This is a genomic window from Brevibacterium sp. CFH 10365 (assembly GCF_009299785.1).
Classification (GTDB): domain Bacteria; phylum Actinomycetota; class Actinomycetes; order Actinomycetales; family Brevibacteriaceae; genus Brevibacterium; species Brevibacterium limosum.
On sequence record NZ_VIGO01000005.1, the window covers coordinates 399,751 to 423,260 of the forward strand.

The window sequence follows — 23,510 nt, forward strand, 5'->3', positions numbered from 1 at the left end:
GGACGCTGGGCTATCGTGGAGGACATGAAGCCATTGCCTCCAGTGCGGCCGATCAGCCTCGCCCGACATGGAATCGATCGTGACCATCTGACTCGGGGCCAAGACGGGGATCTCAGCGAGATCTGGGTCTCTGGAGCCCGGGCCGTCTTCGAACACCGCGGGACTCTGCTCGTCGGCGGCGGCGGGCTCTTCCTGACTGACCGCGAATCGGTGCCGGAGGGTCAGACAGAGGTCTACCTCGGCCGTGACCCGCAGGGCGTCCGCTATATCGGAGTGTCCTTGGACGACGAGGGACGCAGCCACATCGACGCCCGACTGGACGCGTCGCGTGCCCGGGACGCCACTGACCGGCTGACCGCACCGGGGGAGGGCATCGACAGCTCCGAACCGGTCTGGCTGCCCCTGCGTCACCTCGCCGAATCCCTCGATGATGTGCAGGTGTCCCTGGCCTGTGAGATCGTCGGCCTCGGTAACTGGCATCGCGCGCACCGGTTCTCCCCGCGCACGGGCACCCCGACCACCCCGGTCATGGGCGGATGGGTCCGCCGGGACCCGGAGACCGGCAGCGAACACTTCCCTCGCACCGATCCTGCCGTCATCGTCGTCATCGTCAACACTGACCCGGACGGTGTCGAACGTGTCCTGTTGGGCAACAACGCCGCATGGGAATCCGACCGTTACTCACTCCTGGCCGGATTCGTCGAACCGGGTGAGACCCTCGAACACGCCGTGATCCGCGAGATCTGGGAAGAAGCTCATCTCGAAGTCACCGATCCGCAGTATCTGGGCTCCCAGCCGTGGCCGTTTCCGTGCTCACTCATGCTCGGCTTCGCAGCAGTCGCTCCCAGTCTCGACTTCGCCGCAGACGAGGCGGAGATCGCCTCCCTGCGCTGGTTCACCCGGGCAGAGCTGCGGAGCGCTTTGGCGAACGGAGAAGTGCGGGCTCCGTCGACGATCTCGATTGCCGGTCAGCTCCTGTACAGCTGGTTGGACAACGAATGAATGCTTCGGCCACGGCCCTGCTCGAGGCCCTGGACGAGGAACAGCGTGCAGTCGCCACCCACTTCGACTCACCGGTGATCGTCCTCGCCGGTGCCGGCACAGGCAAGACCCGCGCCATGACACACAGGATCGCCTATGGAATCGCGACCGAGGTGTTTCCGGCCAATCATGTCCTCGCCCTGACCTTCACCGCGAAAGCGGCCGGGGAGATGCGTTCACGCCTGCGCGGACTCGGAGTGCCCGCAGTTCAGGCCCGCACATTCCACTCTGCGGCGCTGCGTCAGCTGCGCTTCTTCTGGGACCGCTTCGCCGAAGGAGACTTTCCGCGCATCATCGAGAACAAGGCCGGCATCATCGGCTCGGTCATGCAGAGTCTCGGAATGGAGACCAGCCGAGAACTGACCCGAGACGTCGCCTCGGAGATCGAATTCGCGGCTGCTTCCCTGCTGGGCGTCGAAGACTATGCGACCAAAGCCGCGGCCCGCGAACTCCCCGGCCGGCTGAGTGTCGAGGACATGGTTCGGATCTTCGAGGCCTACGGGGAGGCGAAGACGCGAGGGCGGCTGCTCGACTTCGACGATGTGCTCCTCGTGCTGTCGGGAGTCCTGGCCGAGCACCCGGCGATCGCGGCTGAGATCCGCGAACAGTACAGGCACTTCGTCGTCGATGAGTTCCAAGACGTCTCACCGCTGCAGTTCGATGTGCTCTCCCGCTGGTTGGGCCCCCGCGACAATCTCTGTGTCGTCGGTGATCCCGCCCAGACCATCTACACTTTCGCCGGAGCCGATGCGAGCCTGCTCGGCTCACTCAGCACGTCGATGCCCGAAGCCAGAACGATCCGCTTGGTGCGCAACTACCGGTCGTCCCAGGCGATCGTGTCCACGGCGAACAGTCTGTTGCGGCACACATCTCGGACCGCACTGACTCTGCGGACCGACAACCCGGTGGGTCGGCAGCCGCGCATGGTCGAATATCCGACCGATGAGGCCGAAGCCGCTGGAGTCGTCCAGGCCATCACCGCCGAAATCCAGGCAGGGCGGCGTCCTCGCAATATCGCAGTCCTCTTCCGCACGAACGGACAGAGCCCGGCCTATGAGCAGGCGCTGGCCGCAGCCGGGATTCCCTATGTGCTGCGCGGCGGCGAACGATTCTTCGCACGCAAAGAGGTCAAGGAAGCCGTGCTCATGCTCAAGGCAGCACGGGCAACATCGAGTGGGCAGAGACTGCCCGAAGCCGTGATGGAAGTTCTCGGGTCGCTCGGTTTCACTCGGGAACCGCCTCCGGCCGGGGCCGGCCGGCAGCGCTGGGAGTCGCTCAAAGCCCTCGTCGACCTCGCCGAGGAACACCAGCACGGGCAGGAGCTGCCCGTGCCGATGGAAGTCTTCTTGAACGACCTGTCGGATCGTGCCGAACATCAGTTCGCCCCGGACATCGAAGGGGTCACTCTGGCCTCCTTCCATGCTGCGAAGGGCCTGGAGTGGGACAGCGTCCATCTGGTCGGACTCAGCGAAGGTCTGCTGCCCATCAGCTACGCTCAGACGCCGAGAGCCATCGCCGAGGAACGGCGTCTGTTCTATGTGGCACTGACCCGAGCCGGCACAGACCTGCGGATGAGCTGGTCCCTGGCCAGGTTCGATTCCAAACAGAAGCCTCGGAGATCCTCTCGGTTCCTCGCCGAACTCGGCCAGACCGGACCGACCATGGGAGAGGGCCGTACGGCGTCGGACTCGGCGGTTCTCAACCGCTGTCGTGGCTGCGGCAGGGCGTTGGTCTCGCAGATCGACCGTGCCGTCGGGCGATGCTCCGACTGTCCCGCCGACATCGACCTCGAGCTGCTGGACAGACTGCGCCGGTGGAGAGTTCGGGTCGGAATGGAGCAGGGGCTGCCGCCCTACCTCGTGCTCACCGACACCTCGCTGTCCGTCATCGCAGAAGTCCGACCCCGCAGCCTCGATGAGATCGCTCGGGTGCCCGGGATCGGTGCGACGAAGCTCGAGCTCTACGGAACGAACCTATTGGGCCTGCTCGGCGACTGACCCGAAATCGGGCACAGGCGAACGACACTGGCAGCGGTCGTGGAAGACCACGCCGGTGTCCATGACCTCTCCCGCATCCAAGGTGACCACGCGACGGACCGGTGCCATCTCGGGCCGCAGCAGCGCCTGACGAAGCATCTGGACGACATGGGCCGAACCGAGGATCCGCGCGGCGGGGTCGCACAGGCTCTCCCGTTCGGGCAGAGCACGCAGACGCGGATGCTGATCGAGCCACCCGGAGTCACTGTCCTTCCGGTGCAGGCAGGAGCAGACAGAGCACGGCGTCCGACCAGGACGAATGAGTCCCGTGATCTCCACCGACTGCTCTCCGAGGACGACTTGGCAGTGGTCGACCTCGCGATCGTTGAGCCACATGCCCGAATGCAGATCCGGAACCAGGTGCGAACTCGTGACCACGACCGGCGCCGTCATGAGGTCGAGCTCCTCGACACGGCGGGCCGCGGAGACGGCGAAACCGAGGGCGGCCAGCTGTCCCTCGGCCTGGGAGCGCAACGGACCGGTGACCAATACCGGCCGAGATCCCAGGATCTGTGACACGCGATCCGGGGACAGAGCGAAGGCGCGCGCAGCGGCGAAGACCGGTGATCCTTTCGGCACTGTGCCGGCATCGGCATCGCCGGGGACGAGCACCCCGGCCTCACCGAGGAGGGTGATGAGGGAGCTCGCCCTGCTGAGGTCGACCCCGAGCTCCTGAGCTCGAGCATAGTACTGTGCCGAGCCAGTGCCGAGGCGCAGATCTTCGATGAGGCTGGCATCGCCGGGCAGCATCCCATCGATGAGCACAGGATCATCGGCACCGAACTGAATGCAAGAAGACGATCGCCATGTGATGGGAACACTCGGAAAGATCCTGAACATCTCGGCCCCTTCGTCTCAGCATCGTGGAGACTTCCACGGTAGTGAACACACGGCCGATTCGCCACGGTCGGCGAGGATCTGTGGATAAGCTTGTGGAAAAACGACTGAGGACAGGTCGGAACTCTGTCCCGACATGCCCTCAGCCGCATAGTGCCCCAGGCGCTCGCGAGGACTCGTGCGGCTTCCCCTTCCGCACGCATCCTCGGGTTTTCCGGGGTCAAGCATAGAACTTATTCCGCAATTGCCGTCGCGTCAATGCGCCCTCATGCACAGACACGTCAACAGCCTGTGGATAACCTGTGGGAATCGCCGTGGAGTCTGTGGAGGAAAGGTGCCTTGAGTGCCGATCGGGCTGTTGATAAACGGGGCGTCGGATCGGGCCAGTTCCTGCTGCGCGGGGAAGGCGCGAGCCGAGGCGGCTGTGGACGGAAGTTTCGTCACTGGATCTTCGTCAGACTCAGGAAACTCACAAACTCGGGGATCCGAAACCGCGTCCGTGTTCATCGCCGTCCCGGTGATGCTGTCACGTCATTGGCGTTTCCTATGATGGTCCGGTGAGCAGAGCACAGCGGTGGAGTGAAGAAGAGGTGCTGCGGGCGATCGCCCGGGGCGAGATCGAAGTGCGCCGATCGGCACGGCGGAAGAAGACCGTTGCCGTCTCGAAGGAGATCGAGACCTACGTGCTGCGCACTCCAGTGCGCTACAGCGTGGAGACCAACATCCGGTCGCTGACGGACCTGTTCAACCGTCTCTCCGCCCGGGACCATTCGTCGGATGCCGATCTCGTCGACCTGGCTGATGAGATGAGCGGACGGTATTTCGGCGGTCGGCTGCGGCCCGCGTCGATCCGCTGGGTGACGAATCAGAATGTCAGCAGGTGGGCGTCGACGACGACGTCGACGGGCGACATCCGCATCTCCCATCGCCTGCAGACCGTGCCGCGCTGGGTGTTGGAGACTGTGGTGGTCCATGAGCTGGTCCACCTCCAGATCGGCCCGCATTCGAAGGAATTCCACGCCTTGGCCGATCGCCATCCGAGGCAGTCGGACGCAAAGCTCTACCTCGACGGCTTCAGCGACGGGGAGCGTTTCAGTCGCGGGAGCTGAGCGCTGCCGCAGCGGAGCGGAAGAGACCCGGGAGCCGGTCCGGCAGATCGGGCATGAGATCGCCGGGCAGCTGGTCCAACGGGAACCATGCGACGTCGAACGACTCGTCGGAGACACGTGGTGAATCGTCTGTCGATGCCTGGGCCGCGTAGACGACGTCGAAGTGCCGGGTGCAGGCCCCGAAGGCTGCCGACAGATCGTGCACATGCAGATCGATGGGGGCCGCTGTCACTCGGGTGAGCGGCCGCAGACCGCTTTCCTCTTCGGCTTCTCTGCATGCGGCACCGCGCAGTGAGGCATCGTCCGGTTCGAGATGCCCGCCGAATTGGCCCCACAGCCCGGCCTTCCTGTGGTGGTTGAGCAGGACCGCCTCGGCGAGAGGATCGATCACCAGACAGCTGGCGGTGATATGGTGCTCGCCGCCGGCGCGGTGCAGGGAGTCGGCACCCTGCCGATCGAAGAGCTCGGCGAACGCAGCTGAAAAGCGGGTCTGCGGCCCCTGCCAGACTTCCTGCCGGGCGGCAGCGAGATCGATCATTCAGCGATCATCGGGCTGATCGGAGTCATCGCCGTCGGTCGATTCGGAATCATCGGAGTCCGGATTCTCGGAGTCGGCGTTCGACTGCTCGACGCTGCCGCCGGCTCCCTCGAGGCCTTCGGCGAGGATGCGGGAGAGCGCCTCGTCGATGCTCGACTCATTGGTCCACTCCGCCTGACGACGCTCGGAATAGCCCAAGGGGTCATCGAGGTCCTGCGTGGTCGGCAGCAGATCCGGGTGAGAGAACACCCGGTCGCGGGCCTCAGCACCGCCCTGGGTTTCGAGGTAGGCGAACAGTGCGGCCGCGTCGCGGAGGCGGCGGGGGTTGAACTGGAGACCGACGAGAGTGGAGAAGGTCTTCTCCGCAGGGCCCGCAGTCGCTCGGCGACGGCGCAGAGCCTCGCGGATCTGATCGCGACCGGGCAGATGCTTGCAGGCCTCGTAGACGACGACGTCGACCCAGCCGGCGATGACAGCGAGGAGGTTCTCCAACGACGTCAGTGCCTTCTTCTGGTCCTCGGTCGTCGGCGGATTGAACAGCCCCTGACGGATATTGTCGCTGAGATCGGAGATGTTCGAAGGATCGATATTCGACGCCATGTCCTCGATCTGCGAGGTGTCGACCTTCAGACCCTGCGCATATCGAGTCAGGACCGTCTCGACCTGGGCGCTCAGCCACGGGGCACGCTCGAACAGTGCGAGGTGGGCGAGTTCCTGAGCCGCGAGGTAGATACGGACCTCAGAGGCGTCGACATCGATTTCAGCGGCGAACGACTCGACATTCGTCTCGATGACTACGGCCGTGTCATGGGGGAGAAGGGGAAGTCCCACCTCGGTGCCGGTGAGGACGCTTTCGGACAGCGCGCCGACCGCTTGACCGATCTGCATGGCGAACATCGAATCGCTCATCGATCCGAACATCGACGAAGCCCCTGCGAGGATGCTCTTCATCTCCGCCGGGACCTGGGATTCGAGCGTATCGGTCAGGGCCGAGGACATGTTCTCCTTGATGGGCAGCACGAACTTCTGCCAGCCGGGCATCGTCTCCTTGACCCAGTCGGTGCGGCGCAGCGGACGGGCGGTGCGGTTGGCGACGGAGAAGTCGGTCGCCTCGGCGAGCCAGAGCTCGGCAAGACGGAACGCATCGGTCGTCGCCCGCTCGGCGTCCTCGGACACGGAGGGATCGGGAGTCGGCACGGCCTTCTCGGCGATCGACACAGCCTGGGCCTGCGGATCGGCACCCTGTCCGAAGAGCCCCTGCATCTGGCTCATGATCGTGGACATCATCGCCGGATCGATCGGGAAGCCCTGCGGCATGCCCGAACCGCTTTTGTCGTCTCCCTGACCGGATCCGGGACCATTGGCGCCGAAGAGCATTCCGAAGATCTGCTCGAACGGATTCTGCTCGTTGTTGTTGTCATCGGTCATTGTTCTACAGCCCCCAAGAATCGGTTTGACATCAACGTTAACGGTTCCGAATGTGCGAAGCTTCCCAATTCCGGGAGGTTTCGCAGGATGTTCGCACCGGGCGAAAGGAGTCTGTGAAACGGACGCTGAGGTTTCAACTAGACTGGTGGGGCGGTGCAGCGAAAGGATTACATGACAGAGAACGCCCCTCGGGCCGTGCCGGCGTCACCGGCACCGACACGCGGCACCAAACGACGACGGAGTCCACGACTGGCCACGACCTCGGGCATCCTCACCTACGTCTTCATCGCACTGGCAGTGCTCTTGCCGGTTCCGTATATGCTCCAGCTGCCGGGACCGGTTTTCAACACCCTCGGTGACTACCAGGGCGACTCGATGATCAGCGTCTCCGGAGCCAAGACCTATCCCACCGACGGTCGCATCGACATGCTCACCGTCGCAGTCAGCGGCGGTCCCGGTCGTGACATCTTTGCGTCCCAGGCACTGGGCGCGCTCATCAACGGTGACCAGACCGTGGTCCCCACGGAGGCGTACTACCCGTTGGACACCACTCGTGAAGACGTGACCGAGTCGAATGCGGTCGAGATGTCCTCGAGCCAGGACGTCGCCATCGCCGCTGCCATGGGTCAGCTGGACAAGGCGTATTCCGTGCATCTGTCGGTCGACGAGGTCGTCGCCGATGCGCCTGCGCAGGGCAAGCTGCGCAAGGGTGACCGACTCATGTCGGTCAACGGAAGGAAGCTGGATTCCGATCCTCAGGCCGCGCAGATCATGAGCAGGACCGTACAGGAGTCGGACTCCGTCGAGCTCGGCATCGAACGCGACGGGAAGACCGAGACGATCAGCCTGACTCCCGCGAAGGTCGACGACCGCAGGGCCATCGGCATCACGATGAAGCAGGACTTCGAATTCCCCGTCGACGTGAAGTTCAATGTCGACGGTGTCGGAGGGCCCTCGGCGGGGACGATGTTCGCTCTGGCCATCGTCGATGAGCTCACTCCCGGTGCGATGACCGGCGGCAAGCATGTAGCCGGCACTGGGGAGATCACACCCGACGGAACGGTCGGGCCGATCGGCGGCGCCCGCCAGAAGGTGGCCGCAGCCACCGAGAAGGGAGCAACGCTCTTCCTCTCACCCGCCGACAACTGTGCGGAGGTCATGGCCGCCGCAGACCAATCCAAGATCACGGTGGCACGCATCGACACGCTCGATGACGCGCAGACCACCGTGGAGCAGTACGCCGCCGGCAACACCTCGGATCTGCCGACGTGTCCCGCCGACGGTGCCGACAACAATGAGAAAGGGCAGTAGTGAGCACTTCGTCCTCACCCACCTCCGCACGCATGCCGGCGAATCGGCCAAGACGTTCGCCGCTGCTGCTCACCCTCGTGTCTGTGGCGATCCTGCTGGTCGCCTTCATCGCCTTCACCCAGGTCTACACCGAGGTGCTGTGGTTCCGTCAGATCGAGGCCGAACAGGTCTTCCGCACCTTGTGGCTCACCCGCGGACTGACGTTCCTCGGCGGATTCGTCCTCATGGCTGTCCCGGTCTGGCTCAGCCTGCACCTGGCCTACCGCCATCGTCCCGTCTATGCGCCGACGACGCCGCGGCAGGAGAACCTCGACCGCTACCGTGAGGCCATCGAACCGCTGCGTCGGGTCGCGACGTTCGCGATTCCCGCCGTCATGGGTGTCCTCGCCGGCATCACCGCCTCGGCGAATTGGAACACGATCCTCGAGTGGATCAACTCGACGTCCTTCGGGTCGAAGGATCCTCAGTTCGGTCTCGACAAGTCGTTCTTCGTCTTCGTCCTGCCCGGACTGCGTCTCATCGGCAATCATCTGGGCATGGCCCTGCTCATGGCGCTCATCGCCGCCCTCGTCGCCCACTACCTCTTCGGCGGAATCCGTCCGGGGGAGCAGAAGGGCGTCATCCTGACGAAGGCGGCTCAGTGGCAGCTGGGCATCACCGTGGCGGTTCTCGTCATCGTCCAGGCAGGTCGGCTGTGGCTCTCCCGCTACGACCGTCTGACCGCCGCCGGCGGCATCGTCCCCGGCGTCACCTATGTCGACGATCATGCGGCCCTGCCGGCGATGGCCATCGTCGCGATCGCCGCAGTTCTGGTCGCTCTGCTCTTCGTCTACACCGCGTGGAAGGGCAATTGGCGGATCTCGATCATCGCCACTCTCACTCTCATCGTGCTCGGCGGCGTCTCGATCATCGCCTACCCGGCGCTGATCCAGCAGTTCCAGGTCAACCCCTCACAGCAGAGCAAGGAGTCGGATTACATCCAGCACAACATCGACGCCACTCGCGATGCGTTCGACTTCGATGACATCGAGGTGACACCGTACGAGCCGAGCACCAGCGGCAAGAAGGGCGACCTGCGCAAGGACGCCGAGACCGCGGCCTCGATCCGTCTGCTGGATCCGAACCTCGTCTCCGACACCTTCCGTCAGCTGCAGCAGGTGCGTCCGTACTACTCGTTCCCGCAGAAGCTCGATGTCGACCGCTACAACATCGACGGGGACATGCGAGACACCGTCATCTCCGTGCGCGAACTCGCTCCGAGCTCGGTGAACAACCAGAGCTGGTTCAACCGAGCGATCGTCTACACCCACGGATTCGGCGTGGTCGCGGCCAACGGAAACCAGCGCAATCCGGACGGCGAACCGCTGTTCATGGAGTCGGATATTCCTCCGAAGGGCGACTTCCCCGAATACGAGCCGCGCGTGTACTTCGGTGAGTCATCGCCGGACTATTCGATCGTCGGTGCGCCGAAGGGCGCGACTCCGCGTGAGCTCGACTATCCCTCCGATGAGAAGAGCGGTTCCGGTCAGGTCAACAACACCTTCGCCGGAGACGGCGGACCGTCGGTGGGCAACGTGTTTAACCGTCTCGCCTACGCACTGAAGTTCCAGGACGAGCAGATTCTGCTCTCGGACGCACTCAACGAGGAATCCCAGATCCTCTACGAACGTCACCCGCGTGAGCGTGTGGAGAAGCTCGCTCCCTTCCTCAAGGTCGACGGCGATCCGTACCCGGCCGTCGTGGATGGGAAGATCAAGTGGATCCTCGATGGCTACACCACTGCCGAGGACTACCCGTATTCGACTCCGCAGCCGCTCCAGCAGGCGACCGAGGATTCGACCACGGCGTCAGCTCCGAATTCGGTGGCGACTCTGCCGGATGACGAAGTCAACTACATCCGGAACTCTGTGAAGATCACCGTCGACGCCTACGACGGTTCTGTCGACATGTACCAGTGGGACAAGGAAGATCCGGTTCTCAAGACCTGGATGAAGGTGTTCCCCGGACTCATCAAGTCCTCCTCGGAGATGTCCGGGGATCTGATGAGTCACGTCCGCTACCCGGAGGACATGTTCAAGGTCCAGCGCGACCTGCTCGCGAAGTACCATGTCACCTCCGCCAGTGAGTTCTACTCCGGTCAGGACTTCTGGACGCTGCCGACGGATCCGACGACGAAGGCCAGCAGCGGACTGACTCAGCCGCCGTTCTACATGACCCTGCAGATGCCGGGGCAGCAGTCGCCGTCGTTCTCGCTGACGAGCTCGTATATTCCGGCTCGATCGTCTGAGGGGCAGTCGCGAAACAACCTCACCGGCTTCCTCTCGGCCGATGCCGATGCCGGGAACAGGAAGGGCGAGACTGCCGAAGGCTACGGCAAGCTGAGACTGCTGCAGCTGCCGCGCAACACGACAGTGCCCGGACCGGGACAGGCGCAGAACAACTTCAACACCGCGCCCGATGTCCAGCGCAGCCTCAACCTGCTGCGTCAGGGTGAGTCCGAAGTCGAGAACGGCAACCTGCTGACGCTGCCGATCGGCGGCGGTCTGCTCTACGTCCAGCCGGTCTACGTCCGGTCCGCCGGTGAGACCTCATATCCGCTGCTGCAGCACGTGCTCGTGGCCTTCGGCGAGGACATCGGATTCGCTCCGACCCTCGACGAGGCGCTCGACCAGGTGTTCGGCGGCGACTCCGGCGCGACTGCCGGTGACGCGGGCACCGAGGAGAGTGAGGAGGGCCAGTCCGGGGCTTCGGGCAGCGGGGACGAGGACTCGAACTCCGGCTCGCCGGACAAGGCTCTCAACGATGCTCTGCAGGAGGCGAAGAAGGCCATGGAGGATTCCGATGCCGCACTGAAGGACGGCGACTTCGCAGAGTACGGCAAGGCTCAGGATCGTCTGAAGAACGCGCTTGAGGATGCAGTTGCCGCCGATCCGTCACTGGCCGAGGATGCGGCGGGCGAGGGATCCTCCGCTCCCGCCTCGGAGCCGGCCGACGAAGGCGGCGACTCGGGCAACTGAGCCTGAGGCGAACGGGTCCGGCGCGCCGAGGCTTCACTGAACGGGTCCGGCGCGCCGAGGCTTCACTGAACGGGGCCGCGCTGACCGAGTTCGGACTGTCTGAGACGAACGCCCCTGGGGACACCCCGGGGGCGTTCGTCGTTCCCACTGCAATCCCCGAGATGCAGCAGTCGCCCTTCGCACCTTCGTCGTTCCCTCATTGCCTGAGACCCGGCGTTTGTCCGAGGCTCGGCATTCGTCTGGGGTCTGCGTCAGGTTGTGCGCGGCCGAGCAGGCAACACATGGTGACCGGTTGAGCAGACAGCGCACTCCGAGCGCATCTGGCAGGCAGTGCACGGCTGCTCGAAACGCCGACTGGCAGACTCAGCCTCGCTGTGCCACGTCATGAGTCGAGCGGCCGACGCCGAGGCGAACGGTCGGCGAGGTTTCGGTCCACAGGCGATGGGAACGGTGGGTGAATGAGAAGAACCCCCAGCCAGAGAATCTGACTGGGGGTTCTGCCGCTATCGTGGCGGGGGGAGGATTTGAACCTCCGACCTCCGGGTTAAGCGATTCACTCGTGCTTGATCGAGTGACCATCGCCGGAGGGCAAGTTCTCGCACTGGCCTCGGTACTGAGCCTCGTCGAGATGGCTTCCGGAGGTGTCGACCGATGAGCAAGCATCTCAGCGTGCGCGGCGTCAAAATGATGCTCAGCCAAGCCGGTATCGACACTCACCAACTCACATTCACACGACACGACCGATCCGGGCACCATGACGCAGGAATGCATCAGGGCAGGTACGTCGAGAAAGTAGACATCGAAGTCTCTGGACCAAAATCTGCACGTGGACCTGCCAGGACAGCACTATTCGACCGCGGCGTCGAATGCACTCCCTACCCGGACCGAGACTTCTTCTCACGGGGCGACTTCCCACAGTGATCCGCCACTCGTGTCAGAGCCTCAAGCTACAGTGACTTAGAACACCAGAACGAACAACGAAGGAGGAGGAAGCCATGAACTTCTCAGACATCGTGGCCCTCATCATCGTCGGGTTTCTCGCCCTCGTCGCCCTCGGCATCGCTGCTGAGCTGCTAATCCTGGTCGGCGCAGGCGCTGCAGTCTGGGGCTGGTACGTGATCCTCTCTGGCGGCGACGCCACTGCCATCGTCTGGGGAATGGCAATCTTTGGCCCCCTTGTGACGATAGGGATGATTGCCTCGTCGGGGGATAACAGTCGTGCCCGTTGACTCGTAGTGATCAGCTTCAACTGCCGTAGGGGTCTGTCCTATTGAGACAATTCGTGTTGCCGTGGCCAAAAGCATGTAAAACCATCTTCACTTCCTATGAAAGTGAGGTCACATGCTTCCCGATCACACCGATCTGATCGAACAGTTCGAAACCACTATCGCCGCTTACCTCTCTCCAGGCACGGTTGAGACCCGAACCTACTATGTTCGGCGACTTGCACAGTGGGCATCCGCCCACGACAACCACATCCTCTCTCTGGAACTCAAAGACATCCTTACCTGGTTGTCGAAATCTATAGGCCCATCACCGTGGACAAAACGAAGCGCTAAGTCGTCAGCCTCGGTCTTCTATAAGTGGGCACGCCGCCACAGATACACCGAGCACAACCTCGCCGACGACTTCCCAACCATCAGCGCACCAAAAGGAATACCGAATCCCTGCCCAGAGTCCGCAGTAACTGCGGCGCTGAGGCGGTGCACCCGAATCCAAGATGTCATGATGCTCTTGCTCGGCGAATACCAAGGACTCAGAGCATCTGAGACAGCCCAGCTCCACACAAGCGACTTCGACCCAGTTCACGATCAGCTCCGTGTGACTGGCAAAGGCAACAAAACGAGAATCCTCCCTCTGCATCCGATCGTGAAAGAAGCCCTCGCCCATTTCAATCCAGGCTTCCTTTTCCCGTCAGACCGAAACCCGACCGGTCATATTTTAGGACGCTCACTCGGACGTCGTGTGCGGCATCTCCTTGGCCACGTCCCCAAACTCAATGCTCACAGCCTCCGGCACAAGTTCGGATGCGAAACCCTCGAGCTCAACCCTGATCTCTTAGCTCTCCGCGATTTACTCGGACACGAATCAGTCGAGACCACTCAGATCTATGCCCGCGCCTCTGCACAACGTCTGCAGAAGATGGTCTTCGCGTTACCCACGAAACCTGACCGAATGTCCACCCTCACAGAAATCGACGCTGGAACAAACGCTAGGCACCAATAGATCTCGACAAGCACAATCTGTCGCTGGCACCGAACCTTCACCAGGAACGCAACCAACCCTGAGGAAGACGCCATGGCAATCCCAACCCACTACCCGATGAAGTACAAATGCGGGCACACAGTCAAGACCGACCTCTCCAAGATTCCCGCCTCGAAGCGTGCCGCCGCTGCACAGTCAGATTTCTACGTCAGCCGCGCACGAGACGGTAGGGGCATGGACTGCCCTCGCTGTTTCCAGAAGAATAGCGCAGCCGACAAAGAACAGTTCCTCAAACAGCTCATGCTCGACACCATTGCATTCGAAGACGATCACGGCCTGCCGGAGCTGACCGGCACCGAGAAGATGGTTTCTTCCGGACTCATCGACTCGGCCAGACGAGACCGCTTCACAGCTCTCGCCATGGTCGCCGACGACGAGAACTACACCGATGACTGGGCCGGAATCATCACCGATACCCAATCGCTGACCTGGGCCGGATGGTGGGTCAACAACTTCTCCTACAAGGTCCGCAAGGCCAACGACACCACCAGCGAAGACGTCGTAGAACTCATTCGCGACGGAGCAGAGCAGGAGGCCAACCGTCCCCAAACCGATGCCTATGCCACGGAGAACCCCCATGACTGGAACCCCGATCAAGAACACCCCGACGACTAATACTCATAAGGAGGACAACACCATGACTGGAATCACCGTCTGGACCAAGCCCGACTGCACCCAGTGCACCGGCACCTTCAAGTTCTTCGAGACTCAGGGCATCCCCAAGGCTGCTCTCACAGTAAAGGACCTCACCCACCCGGACAACGCAGCTCAGCTCCAGAACTTCAAAGAACGCGGACTCATGCAAGCACCGATCGTGCAGACCCCGCAAGACACCTGGAGCGGATTCAACCCGGACAAGATCAAAACCGCGGCAACCCAGATGCGAACCAGCACGCCATCACCGGCAATGTCGATGACCGGCCCTGGTCTCCATTGACTACTGCCCGCAATTTCCAGGTTCGTGGCCGTCTTCCACACGCGAAGACGGCCACAGTCACGTTCGTGACCAATTCTTGACAAACATTTGCCCACTGAGGCTGAGAAACCCCAGAGACGACCATTGAACCCCCTCACGGCGGAGGCCGAGATTCATGCGCAACGATAAGGCGGAGAGCACGCTGGCACAGCGAGACGACATCCTCCCGACCGAGCACGGACGCTCATTCATGGTCACAGCGGCCGTGACCATCATCGACAGATCCAACACCGAAGTCGAAGCCAAGAGCTTCGACGACGCGATCCGTCTCATCCGCCGCCGCTACCATCCCACCCCACCCGTCGTTGAACTCGCACGTGTGCACACCAATGACACCGACTGCTTCGACCCTCGCAAATGGGTCATTACCCCAACCGAGTTCCGTGAACTCGATAACGACGAAGCCGAAACGGTCCGAGCGACCTACCGCTTCAAGTACGTCGACTACAGCGTCATCGTCCCTGGCGAAGGATCATTCCGAACCCACCGCACCACACTCGAAGGAGTCGTCGCCGCCGCTCAGGCACTCTCAAACCGCGAACTGAGCGAAATCGAGCTGACGAGTCACCTCCCCGGTCTGAAAGCCCGAACACTCGAACCTCAACACTTTGAAGACGCCGCCGTCGAGTCCGCGCCGGAACCTCCAAGCGCGCCACCTCGGCGTGAACGCCTCCGGCCCAGAAAGTTCGAGCCGGTGACCAATCGCCTCAACTCCATCACTACGGCGATAGCAGCTCGACGCCCGTCCAAGTCCAAGCCGAAGCCAAAGGCACCCAAAGAGACGACAAGGCAGACCTCCACTCGGCCCGGATTCACACTCGACCGCAAATGGATCCCCATTGTCATTGCCCTCGCCCTCGTCGCAGTGATCATCGTGCTGATCCCACTGCTCGTCCGCAACAGTGGCAACGAAGCAGAGCCAGTCTCCGCTCCCGTCTGGGCTACGACCATCGCTCCCGCGACTCCGAACTCGACGCCACTACTCGACGGATACGACAACGAAGCATGGAGCCTTCCCGCAGGCAAAGCCGATGCCGCATCAGCATTCGCCGCAGGTGTCGCCTACGTGGCATCTGACCCCCGCGAACTCGTGCTCCTTGACACCAGTTCCGGTAAGGAACTCGGCAAGACGGGCCTGGATTCGTCCATCAGCTACACATCGGAATTCATGGCCGGTGATGTCCCGGCAGTAGCTGCTCGCACGGAGAAGTCTCTCACTGCCATCACTGTTAAAGGCGATACGCAGGCATGGAAGATTGCCAAAGACGATACGGTCCGCATCACAGGAACAACCCCCATGGTCGTGTCCAAGGACGGCAAGGTCTCGGCACTGATCGTTGGTAAGGACAAGCCCGTCGCGGTCACCCGTGATACATCCTTCATTCCGACTGCCATCGACGGCAAGACGCTGATTCAAGCAGATTCGGCCCGTCCCCAAGTGGTCATCGATCCCCTTGACGACAAGACCGATGCGAAGACCCTCGACCTCCCAGCCCCCACGGACTCCGCGACATTCTCACGGCACATCTCATCGGGACACGGGGTCACGGTCGCCGAATGGACCGTTGAGGGTCAGCCCACCGTGACCGTGCACGATCTCGACGACGATGCCGCGATCACCGCGGCCTTCCCGCTGTCAGATGACGCTGACGCAGATTCCTGGCAAGTAGGTCGCGCCATGGGTACCGGCATCATCGGTGATAAAGCGGTCAACCTCGCGGATGGAAGCCTCAACGCAGACGGTAACGGAACACCGTTCACGACCGCGCTCGGTCCCCTCGCCGTCGCCGAAGCCAAAGGACAACGCACCTACTTCGACGCAACATCCACTTACCCCGAACCCGATCAGGCCCGGTTGCTCGGCTACACCGACAAGGGGCCTGCGATTGTTCGCAACCCCGACGGGTCTATCACAGCTCTCACCAACACGGAAGGAAAATAAATGCACACCCCCAAGCACCGCGCCACGGCCGCAGCCGTGATCCTCGGCCTCGCGATCCCCGCTACAGGAGTTGCACCGGCCCTCGCCGACGAAGCTCCTATTCAGCCGCCAGCGACGACACGCCCTGTATCGCCCACTGTGGATGCGTCCCCTGATAGTCGCCCAACCGCAACGACGCAGCCCGCCGAGGCCCCAACCGTCGACCCGACAGTCCCAAAAGCACCTGCCCCGTCGACGACTCCTGATTCCCCTGTCGATGCCACTGTCCCAACCGCCCCGGCAGAAGACGCGCAAGCCGACGCGGCATCAGAAGCCGATGCCGATGGCACGGACGGATCTGATTCCGACTCTGGTACGGCTACCGACGGCACCGGTGACAATGATGCGACTGCGAATGCCGATGAAACTGCCGAGTCCGATGCGAATGCAGACGGGGAAGAGCCAGACCCAACAGATCCGCCCGACCAAGACGGCTACGACCCGGCAGATCCTGGCGAGGAACCACCGACCGAACCCGGCGATCCGGAGCACCCGAAAGAGACCGGCCACAAGTACCCCAAGGACAACTCGGATGCGGTAGACCTCAAGCCCGCGATCCCCGAAGACCACTACGACCAGTCATCGTTGGCCCTGATCGATCCCACGACCGGCACCCCCACTCGTCTCATCGTTCTCGACGTCGGCACGTTCACCATTCGTGGTGATGGTCAGATCAACTTCACCCCCTATGCGCCCTTCGACGGGTCGGTGACGATCAAGTACACAGTCCTCGACAATGACGGCAATTGGGTCACGGGCCGGGTCACCATCACAGGGGGAGCAACCAGCGACAACCCTGCCGATTCGAACGCAACCACCGACGACAACGGGGCATCGGATTCCACTGCTGCCGCTACAGCGAACTCTAACGCCGGACGTGACGGGTCCTCGCGCTCAAACGGCGCCGATGATGATTCGGGCGACGACGGAACGGACGACGGAACGTCAGAAGGATCCGCGACTGGTGGCTCTTCGCAGGCTGACTCGAATGGATCCGATGACGACGGTAGCGATCAGGACGCTTCCTCGTCTGCAGACGGTCCCGGCAATGACTCGGCTGACTCAGACTCAGCACCCGACGACCCCGGCGACAGCACCAACGCGGCAACCGACGCTGGAGGCACCGGAGCCGACGCAGACACAGGTGCAGACGGGCCGAACGATAACGCTGACAGCGGACGTGCCGACGACGATGCCAGAGATGGTGACGAGGGGAAGAACAAAGCGGATGAAGGCAAAGACTCCGCTGACTCCAAAGGCAAAGCCGAGGGCAATGCCGACGATTCCAACCTCGACAAGTCTGCACCGAATGACCCGGTCAACGTACCCGAGCTGCCAACCGGACCCGGCGATGACACCGAAACGCCACAGCAACCAGGGGATGACCTCGGACTGACCAACGAAGACGAACCCAACGACGAACCGTCCGAAACAGACAGCAGCGAACCTGCCCCGACTCCGTCATCAGACGATGACCGAACCGTCATCACCGACTCCGGCTCACAGCCTGACTCGTCAGCGACCAGCTCACCCAATGGACTGGTCATCGGTCTCGTTATCGGCGGACTGGTCATTCTCACTGCAGCTGGCCTCGGCGTGATCGCCTTTAGCCGTCGGACCAAGAAGTAGTCCGTAGCCTCACCTGCCACTGAAACGGAGGTTTCACCAGCATGATCGTTCGTAAGTTGATCCCCACACTCCTTGGGGCCGCTGTTGTCTTCACTATGGCGATCATCCTGCTCATCGTCCTCGTGCTCGGACTGCTCACAGCCCCGAGCGAGGACGCTTCAGCAGCCGAGGAACCGACTTGCACACCCGGCGGTGGCAATTCGTCGGCTGTCGTCGTCCCCGACGAGTACCAAGACTACGTAGAGTCCGCCGCCAAGGAATCGGGCCTCTCCGTTGGCATCATTGCCGCACAGCTCAAAGCCGAATCGAACTGGGACCCGAAAGCCGTCAGCCCAGTCGGAGCAAAAGGACTTGCGCAGTTCATGCCCGCAACGTGGAAAGAGTTCGGCGACGGTGGCGACCCATTCAACCCCAAGGACGCCATTGCCGCCCAGGGGCGATACATGAAGCACTTGAGGAACCTCGTTAAAGACCACGCCAAGGGCGACAAGAACCTGGTGGAGCTCACCCTGGCTGCGTACAACGCTGGCCCCGGCAAGGTGAAGGAACTCGGCTATGACATGAGCAAGATCAACAAAATCGAAGAAACCCGCAATTACGTCGAGAACATCACCAAGGCGGCTAAGGGTGATTACACCACCGACTGTGAAGATCCCGGCGATGGTGGAGCCGGAGGCGACGGAGACATCCTCAAGACCGCGAAACACCTCGCCTGGGATAAGCGAGTCGAGCTGCCCCGCAGCACGTCCGCTCGCCACGGTGAGGACGCGGCCAAACCGGAATACGTTAAAGCCTCACAAAAATACAACAAGACAGTCACCACAGCCTTCTTCACGGACTGCGGAGTCTACGTCGCCACAGTCATGCGCATGTCTGGAGCAGATAAGAAGTTCCCTCTGCGCGGCACCACCGACGTCCAGCTTCCCTACCTGAAACAGTCGGACAAGTACAAGACGTTTAAGCCGAAGTCCGAGGGCGACCTCAAGCCGGGTGACATCATGATCACCCCTGGCCACATTTACATCTACAGCAGCAAACGACGCAGCGGACCAGCCAACACCTCACTTGCCGCAAGCCTCTACACTCGCCCTCCCAGCGGGCAGGACACCTACGGCTTCGGATCCTATACCGCCGCTCGACTGGTCAAAGGATAATCATGAACTACAAGCATTCACTCACCACCATCATTACTATCTTCGCCGTCGTCGTTCTCGCCGCTGGTGGTGCGGTCTGGTACTTCATGTCCAAACCCACCAAGGTCCTCGTCACTATCACCTCACAGCCGCACACCGTGGAGATCACCATCAACGGTGAATCGTTCGGCACACGCAAATCAGGCAAGACCTTTCCCGTCGAAACCAAGGAAGACTCTCTGAGCATCACCGCATCCGCCGACGGATTCGCTGATGACACCATCGTCGAACCGATCAATGGAAAGCAGGTCAGCTCGTTCATCGGCCTCGTACCTCAAACCGATGAAGCCGAGAAGACACTCCGAGAAGAAGGAGACCTCGACCAGCAGGAGGACGCCACCGAGAAGTACCTCCGCGAATCGGAAAAGCTTCGCGCTGACTGGCCGATCCTCGACGAGCTGCCACGCGAGACCATGACCTACCGCGCCTACCAGGGAGAATCCGAGGACGGCGACCACGACTTCGGCATCCACCTCTTCCTCTACCCCGGTAACGCCGATCAAGGCCGCGACGACTTCAACCGGTGGCTCAAGTCCATCAACGAAGATCCACACGACTACGAAATCGTCGAAGAGATGGACCACGGACCGAAGAAGACTGTCGTTCCACCGCTGCCAACTCGCGATGAAGTCGAAGCTCTGTCTCGTGACGACATCACCGACCCGGAAACAATCAAGAGCGACAACCTCGAATCAGACGCCGCCGCACTCCAATTCGCCACCGCGACGACCACCTGGCACGCAAGCAAAGACACCCCGCATTCTGGGTTCAACCGCACGCACCAACTGATGTCGAAGTCACTCGCCGACTCCATCACTGAGCCAGAACGCCCGACCTATACCCCCAAATGGTTCGAAGCTGCTGACAACGATGCCGAATCGTACTCGTGGCCCATCGACATCTACGAAGGCACAGGGTCCAACTCCTTCGAAGTCGAAGTGTGTTGGGCTTGGGTGTCTGAAACGCACGAACCTGTCATCGAGGGACCACGCAAATACTCCATCACTATGGGAGACGACGACGGTCGTCCTTTGGTCACCGGCTACGAGTTCGAAGACCCCAACAACTTCGTCGCCTCCGAAACGGACCAGTGCCTGTCCAACGACTAATTGTCCGAATGTGCAGTGATCAACACACGACTGCCTGCGAAACGAAACCCGTGCACACGTTTCCGAGACCAGGAGAAGAACAATGAGTGAGCTCACCACATTTGTCGGAGCTGAGAACCACGCCTTGCGTATCCTCGTCCTCGACGGGATCCGCGACTTCGAAGTCCAAGTACGCAACGATCCTCGGATGATGGACCACATCGCTGACAGCGACATGTCGCTCGAAGACTACAGAGCAATGCACGACCGTATCGCCACTAAACTGCTCAATAACGAGGAATTCGACCACCGTCTCTTCGATGGCGACGAAACCCAGTTCGTCGTCGCTCTCGCCGAAGACGGAGTAGATACCGCGTCCTACCAGAACAACGACGCAGGCCAAGCTGCTCGAATGCGAGACGAACAGATCATCGAAAAGGCCAAAGCTATGGATCAAGACCGACGCACCACCGACTCAACCCCTGCCCCTGCCCCCACAGCGTCTCCGCTATCCGAACGCACGTACAACCGTGGCACACTCGACGCAGCCGGCCACCACCTCGAAACCGGAGACTGGGACGCCCATCGAAAGCTTGCCCAGATCGCAGTCAAGAGCGGCTACGCCGCTGAAGTAACGCAAGAGTACGTCAACGACGCTGATACTGACACGCCCCTGGAACACAAGATCGAGATCCTCGACCCTGGCGAGGCTGCCCCTTGTGCGACCCCCGGCCTCCGTCTCGAAGAAGAAACTGTCCTCGGCTCAACTATTTCAGTCGAACAATTCACCCCCGAGACTCCGCACGGATTCTTCGGACCCGTCACTCCACTCGAGGACGCCCCGACCGACCCCGAAGGTCCAGGCAACCCCGTCGCCTCCGACGCACACCTCAGCGCACTAGCCGCACAGCCGCCCGACCCACGGGCGCACAGCACAGGCCCCAGCCTGACCTGATCGCACTACAGCACTCTTCAGCGGCGCACTTCTAACAGTCAGGAGCATCATTAATGCTTCTGGCTGGTATTATTGATGCCATGAGTTATCAAGTGGTTGCCGCACTCAGTCCCGTGGCCTACGACTACAACGGGTTCGTGACCTCCCGGCAGGCCCACGACGTAGGGGTATCGAATCCGCAGCTGAAGTCGATGGCCGACGCCGGAGTCCTGGAGCGAGTTGAACATGGGATCTACCGATTCGAAGCTGCCCCTGGGCAGCTCTCCGATCCGACATTCTGGCGCTGGCTCGCGGTCAGCCAGGGCGACCGTCACGGAAGCGACGGTGCGCCACCGGTCATTGTGGCGGGAGAGAATGCCGCTGAGCTCCACGGCATCGGTGACTTCTGGCCTCGCGGCTTTGACTTCATCGTTACTGCCCGCCGGTTCACCCGAATCGATGACGTGCGACTTCGGAGACGGACGGTCGAGCCGATTGATGTCGACTATGTTGACTCGATTCCTGTTCTGACTATCGAGGCCACCCTGGCGGACCTGGCGGGACCGGATCAAGGTGCAGATCTGTCACTGATTGGGGATGCCTACAGGGATGCCCGTCGCCTGGGGAGGATTGTGAGGCCCGAGCGTCTGGTCGCTCTTCTTGGGCGACATGCCCACATTCATGGCTTCCCCCGAGGCGACGGAGCGGGACTGCTCGACTACATCGCGCCGAACGCCGATAGAGTCGCCGCATGACAGATTCCGGCTATTCGACCTGGACGGCCACCGACAAGGCGATCAAAGCAGCGGCGAGAACACTCTCGAAAGAACAAGGACGAGACTTTCACTCTCTCATTCGCGGCGCCTACTTCGACCGGTTCCTCTCTCGCGTGTTCGATGAATCGCAGGGAAACCGCTGGGTACTCAAAGGTGGGTCTGGCATGCTCGCCCGAGTCCCCGACACTAGAGCCACCAAAGACGTCGATCTCACTACCTCAGCCATGTCGATCGACGATGCCGAACGAGCGCTGATCGAAGCCGCATCCAACGACATCGGCGACCACGCAGTGATCCGCCACCGCGACAGCCGTCCCATCGTCGAACATGACGTGCAACCCGATGTCACAGGGCGACGAATCACATTCGAGATGCGCGATGCTCAGACGTTGAAGCTCATCCACACGATTCCTGTTGACCTGGTCGTCGAGGACGGTCTTATCGGCAGGACAGAAGTGATTGATCCAGCCTCCAGAGTCGTGCCATCAAGGGGGCTGCCGACAGCCCCCTACCGTCTTTACCCACTGGCCGATCAGATCGCAGATAAGGCCAGTGCCACCATGCTTCGCTTCAATGGTCGACCGAGCACCCGGACCAAAGACCTCGTGGATCTTGTCGTCATCGCGCGCACACAATCAGTTGATGTTGGCCAAATGAAATCGGCGATAGTGGCTCGTTTCGCGGCTCGTCGTGAACCAATTCCGACGCGGTTCACTGTCCCTGACGGGTGGACTGCACCGTACTCGCGTATGGCAAAAGACGTACCTGCCTGCAGGGGCTTCGCGGACGTCCATGCTGCCGAGAGACTGATCGGCAGACTTCTGGCCCCGGCTATCGACCCCGCGCACCCGCAGGTTCGCCAATGGATGCCGCAGAACGGTTGGGATACTAACCCTGCGGCCAGGACGAATCCTTCACCAACGGATCCGACAGTGATCGCGCCCTCGGTACAACATCCTGGACCAGACGGCCCGACCCCGAAATAGTGGTTAGCTGCCGACTCCGGCACCCTGGTTGGTGCGGTCGTTGAGTAAGGCCAGACGCGACAGTCAGCGAGTGGCCGGCCATTAACGATGAAATCCTGCCGCACCGGGCGGCGTGGTCGCGTTCTGTACTTCGCGACCGAAGTTCGTGCCCTCAGAATGTAATCTCCTGCGTGAGGCTGGGTCGCCGAATCGTTCTCTTTAGCAGTTGCAAGACTGTTCACCGTAGGCTGAGACCTGCTGAATCAAGCTGATCCTGTCCGGTCGACCTTTATGCCCCTAGAGTTCTCCTCCGTCCGCCTAGAGCGACCGCAGGCTCCTTCTCAGATAGGATCACTATCAACTTGGCTAGAGACGAGGAGGACTCA

The 23,510-nt window shown here is 61.8% G+C and carries 19 protein-coding genes; 16 read left to right on the plus strand and 3 right to left on the minus strand.

The genetic code is table 11. The features are described from left to right. Positions 1-24 precede the first annotated feature (24 nt). Both nudC and FHG09_RS12655 read left to right on the plus strand, forming a co-directional pair. The gene (gene nudC, locus FHG09_RS12650; protein ID WP_152348001.1) at positions 25-1,002 is read left to right on the plus strand and encodes an NAD(+) diphosphatase; all 978 of its coding nucleotides are present in this window, start codon (positions 25-27) and stop codon (positions 1,000-1,002) included. Then, complete coding sequence (locus FHG09_RS12655) at positions 999-3,038, plus strand: ATP-dependent DNA helicase UvrD2 (RefSeq protein ID WP_152348002.1); 2,040 nt, start codon at positions 999-1,001, stop codon at positions 3,036-3,038. Before nudC ends, FHG09_RS12655 begins: the two co-directional genes overlap by 4 nt. Here FHG09_RS12655 and FHG09_RS12660 read toward each other — a convergent pair. Then, entirely contained in the window at positions 3,015-3,917 is a 903-nt protein-coding gene (locus FHG09_RS12660; RefSeq protein WP_152348003.1) for a hypothetical protein, read from the minus strand. The genes FHG09_RS12655 and FHG09_RS12660 overlap by 24 nt on opposite strands. Positions 3,918-4,471: 554 nt before the next feature. On the opposite strand from FHG09_RS12660, the gene FHG09_RS12665 reads away from it, so the two are divergent. Next, positions 4,472-5,023: a M48 family metallopeptidase gene (locus tag FHG09_RS12665; RefSeq protein WP_227492746.1), complete on the plus strand. Its 552-nt coding sequence runs from the start codon at positions 4,472-4,474 to the stop codon at positions 5,021-5,023. Here the strand turns inward: FHG09_RS12665 and FHG09_RS12670 are convergent. Both FHG09_RS12670 and FHG09_RS12675 read right to left on the minus strand, forming a co-directional pair. Continuing rightward, on the minus strand, positions 5,007-5,561 hold the full coding sequence (locus tag FHG09_RS12670) for an NUDIX hydrolase (RefSeq protein WP_152348004.1): 555 nt from the start codon (positions 5,559-5,561) through the stop codon (positions 5,007-5,009). The two genes, FHG09_RS12665 and FHG09_RS12670, sit on opposite strands and share 17 nt — an antisense overlap. After that, positions 5,562-6,989 carry a zinc-dependent metalloprotease gene (locus FHG09_RS12675; RefSeq protein WP_152348005.1) on the minus strand — a complete coding sequence of 476 codons (1,428 nt, stop codon included), beginning with the start codon at positions 6,987-6,989 and terminating at the stop codon, positions 5,562-5,564. Between the two features lie 171 nt (positions 6,990-7,160). Here FHG09_RS12675 and FHG09_RS12680 point away from each other — a divergent pair, with 171 nt between their 5' ends. From FHG09_RS12680 to FHG09_RS12740, 13 genes are all read left to right on the plus strand, one after another. Next, a complete protein-coding gene (locus FHG09_RS12680; protein WP_152348006.1) occupies positions 7,161-8,300 on the plus strand; it encodes a PDZ domain-containing protein in 1,140 nt (379 codons plus the stop codon). Beyond that, a complete protein-coding gene (locus tag FHG09_RS12685; protein ID WP_152348007.1) occupies positions 8,300-11,317 on the plus strand; it encodes a UPF0182 family protein in 3,018 nt (1,005 codons plus the stop codon). The genes FHG09_RS12680 and FHG09_RS12685 overlap by 1 nt, the downstream gene beginning before the upstream one ends. Before the next feature lie 995 nt (positions 11,318-12,312). Beyond that, on the plus strand, positions 12,313-12,546 hold the full coding sequence (locus FHG09_RS12690; protein WP_152348008.1) for a hypothetical protein: 234 nt from the start codon (positions 12,313-12,315) through the stop codon (positions 12,544-12,546). 112 nt (positions 12,547-12,658) lie between these two features. Continuing rightward, entirely contained in the window at positions 12,659-13,543 is an 885-nt protein-coding gene (locus tag FHG09_RS12695) for a tyrosine-type recombinase/integrase (RefSeq protein ID WP_152348009.1), read from the plus strand. A gap of 72 nt (positions 13,544-13,615) precedes the next feature. Further along, complete coding sequence (locus tag FHG09_RS12700) at positions 13,616-14,197, plus strand: hypothetical protein (RefSeq protein WP_152348010.1); 582 nt, start codon at positions 13,616-13,618, stop codon at positions 14,195-14,197. 22 nt (positions 14,198-14,219) lie between these two features. Further along, on the plus strand, positions 14,220-14,519 hold the full coding sequence (locus FHG09_RS12705) for an NrdH-redoxin (RefSeq protein ID WP_193627377.1): 300 nt from the start codon (positions 14,220-14,222) through the stop codon (positions 14,517-14,519). 154 nt (positions 14,520-14,673) lie between these two features. Next, positions 14,674-16,500 (plus strand): hypothetical protein, encoded by a 1,827-nt coding sequence (locus FHG09_RS12710; protein ID WP_152348011.1) that lies wholly within the window; start codon positions 14,674-14,676, stop codon positions 16,498-16,500. Continuing rightward, positions 16,501-18,168, plus strand: a complete 1,668-nt coding sequence (locus FHG09_RS12715; protein WP_152348012.1) for a hypothetical protein — start codon at positions 16,501-16,503, stop codon at positions 18,166-18,168. 41 nt (positions 18,169-18,209) lie between these two features. Then, positions 18,210-19,322, plus strand: a complete 1,113-nt coding sequence (locus tag FHG09_RS12720) for a lytic transglycosylase domain-containing protein (protein WP_152348013.1) — start codon at positions 18,210-18,212, stop codon at positions 19,320-19,322. A gap of 2 nt (positions 19,323-19,324) precedes the next feature. Beyond that, the gene (locus tag FHG09_RS12725) at positions 19,325-20,470 is read left to right on the plus strand and encodes a hypothetical protein (RefSeq protein WP_152348014.1); all 1,146 of its coding nucleotides are present in this window, start codon (positions 19,325-19,327) and stop codon (positions 20,468-20,470) included. 82 nt (positions 20,471-20,552) lie between these two features. Then, positions 20,553-21,404: a hypothetical protein gene (locus FHG09_RS12730; protein ID WP_152348015.1), complete on the plus strand. Its 852-nt coding sequence runs from the start codon at positions 20,553-20,555 to the stop codon at positions 21,402-21,404. Between the two features lie 53 nt (positions 21,405-21,457). Continuing rightward, positions 21,458-22,138, plus strand: coding sequence for a type IV toxin-antitoxin system AbiEi family antitoxin domain-containing protein (locus FHG09_RS12735; RefSeq protein ID WP_152348016.1), 681 nt, complete (start codon positions 21,458-21,460; stop codon positions 22,136-22,138). Then, entirely contained in the window at positions 22,135-23,145 is a 1,011-nt protein-coding gene (locus tag FHG09_RS12740; protein WP_152348017.1) for a nucleotidyl transferase AbiEii/AbiGii toxin family protein, read from the plus strand. The genes FHG09_RS12735 and FHG09_RS12740 overlap by 4 nt, the downstream gene beginning before the upstream one ends. The last annotated feature ends 365 nt before the right edge of the window (positions 23,146-23,510 follow it).

Excerpts from the sequence above, each read along its gene's own strand:
- FHG09_RS12720 (WP_152348013.1), top strand. The coding sequence starts at position 18,210 with ATGATCGTTCGTAAGTTGATCCCCACACTCCTTGGGGCCGCTGTTGTC.
- FHG09_RS12660 (WP_152348003.1), bottom strand. The coding sequence starts at position 3,917 with ATGTTCAGGATCTTTCCGAGTGTTCCCATCACATGGCGATCGTCTTCT.
- FHG09_RS12705 (WP_193627377.1), top strand. The coding sequence starts at position 14,220 with ATGACTGGAATCACCGTCTGGACCAAGCCCGACTGCACCCAGTGCACC.
- nudC (WP_152348001.1), top strand. The coding sequence starts at position 25 with ATGAAGCCATTGCCTCCAGTGCGGCCGATCAGCCTCGCCCGACATGGA.
- FHG09_RS12710 (WP_152348011.1), top strand. The coding sequence starts at position 14,674 with ATGCGCAACGATAAGGCGGAGAGCACGCTGGCACAGCGAGACGACATC.
- FHG09_RS12725 (WP_152348014.1), top strand. The coding sequence starts at position 19,325 with ATGAACTACAAGCATTCACTCACCACCATCATTACTATCTTCGCCGTC.
- FHG09_RS12700 (WP_152348010.1), top strand. The coding sequence starts at position 13,616 with ATGGCAATCCCAACCCACTACCCGATGAAGTACAAATGCGGGCACACA.
- FHG09_RS12680 (WP_152348006.1), top strand. The coding sequence starts at position 7,161 with ATGACAGAGAACGCCCCTCGGGCCGTGCCGGCGTCACCGGCACCGACA.
- FHG09_RS12740 (WP_152348017.1), top strand. The coding sequence starts at position 22,135 with ATGACAGATTCCGGCTATTCGACCTGGACGGCCACCGACAAGGCGATC.
- FHG09_RS12715 (WP_152348012.1), top strand. The coding sequence starts at position 16,501 with ATGCACACCCCCAAGCACCGCGCCACGGCCGCAGCCGTGATCCTCGGC.
- FHG09_RS12670 (WP_152348004.1), bottom strand. The coding sequence starts at position 5,561 with ATGATCGATCTCGCTGCCGCCCGGCAGGAAGTCTGGCAGGGGCCGCAG.
- FHG09_RS12690 (WP_152348008.1), top strand. The coding sequence starts at position 12,313 with ATGAACTTCTCAGACATCGTGGCCCTCATCATCGTCGGGTTTCTCGCC.
- FHG09_RS12735 (WP_152348016.1), top strand. The coding sequence starts at position 21,458 with ATGCTTCTGGCTGGTATTATTGATGCCATGAGTTATCAAGTGGTTGCC.
- FHG09_RS12695 (WP_152348009.1), top strand. The coding sequence starts at position 12,659 with ATGCTTCCCGATCACACCGATCTGATCGAACAGTTCGAAACCACTATC.
- FHG09_RS12730 (WP_152348015.1), top strand. The coding sequence starts at position 20,553 with ATGAGTGAGCTCACCACATTTGTCGGAGCTGAGAACCACGCCTTGCGT.
- FHG09_RS12675 (WP_152348005.1), bottom strand. The coding sequence starts at position 6,989 with ATGACCGATGACAACAACAACGAGCAGAATCCGTTCGAGCAGATCTTC.
- FHG09_RS12655 (WP_152348002.1), top strand. The coding sequence starts at position 999 with ATGAATGCTTCGGCCACGGCCCTGCTCGAGGCCCTGGACGAGGAACAG.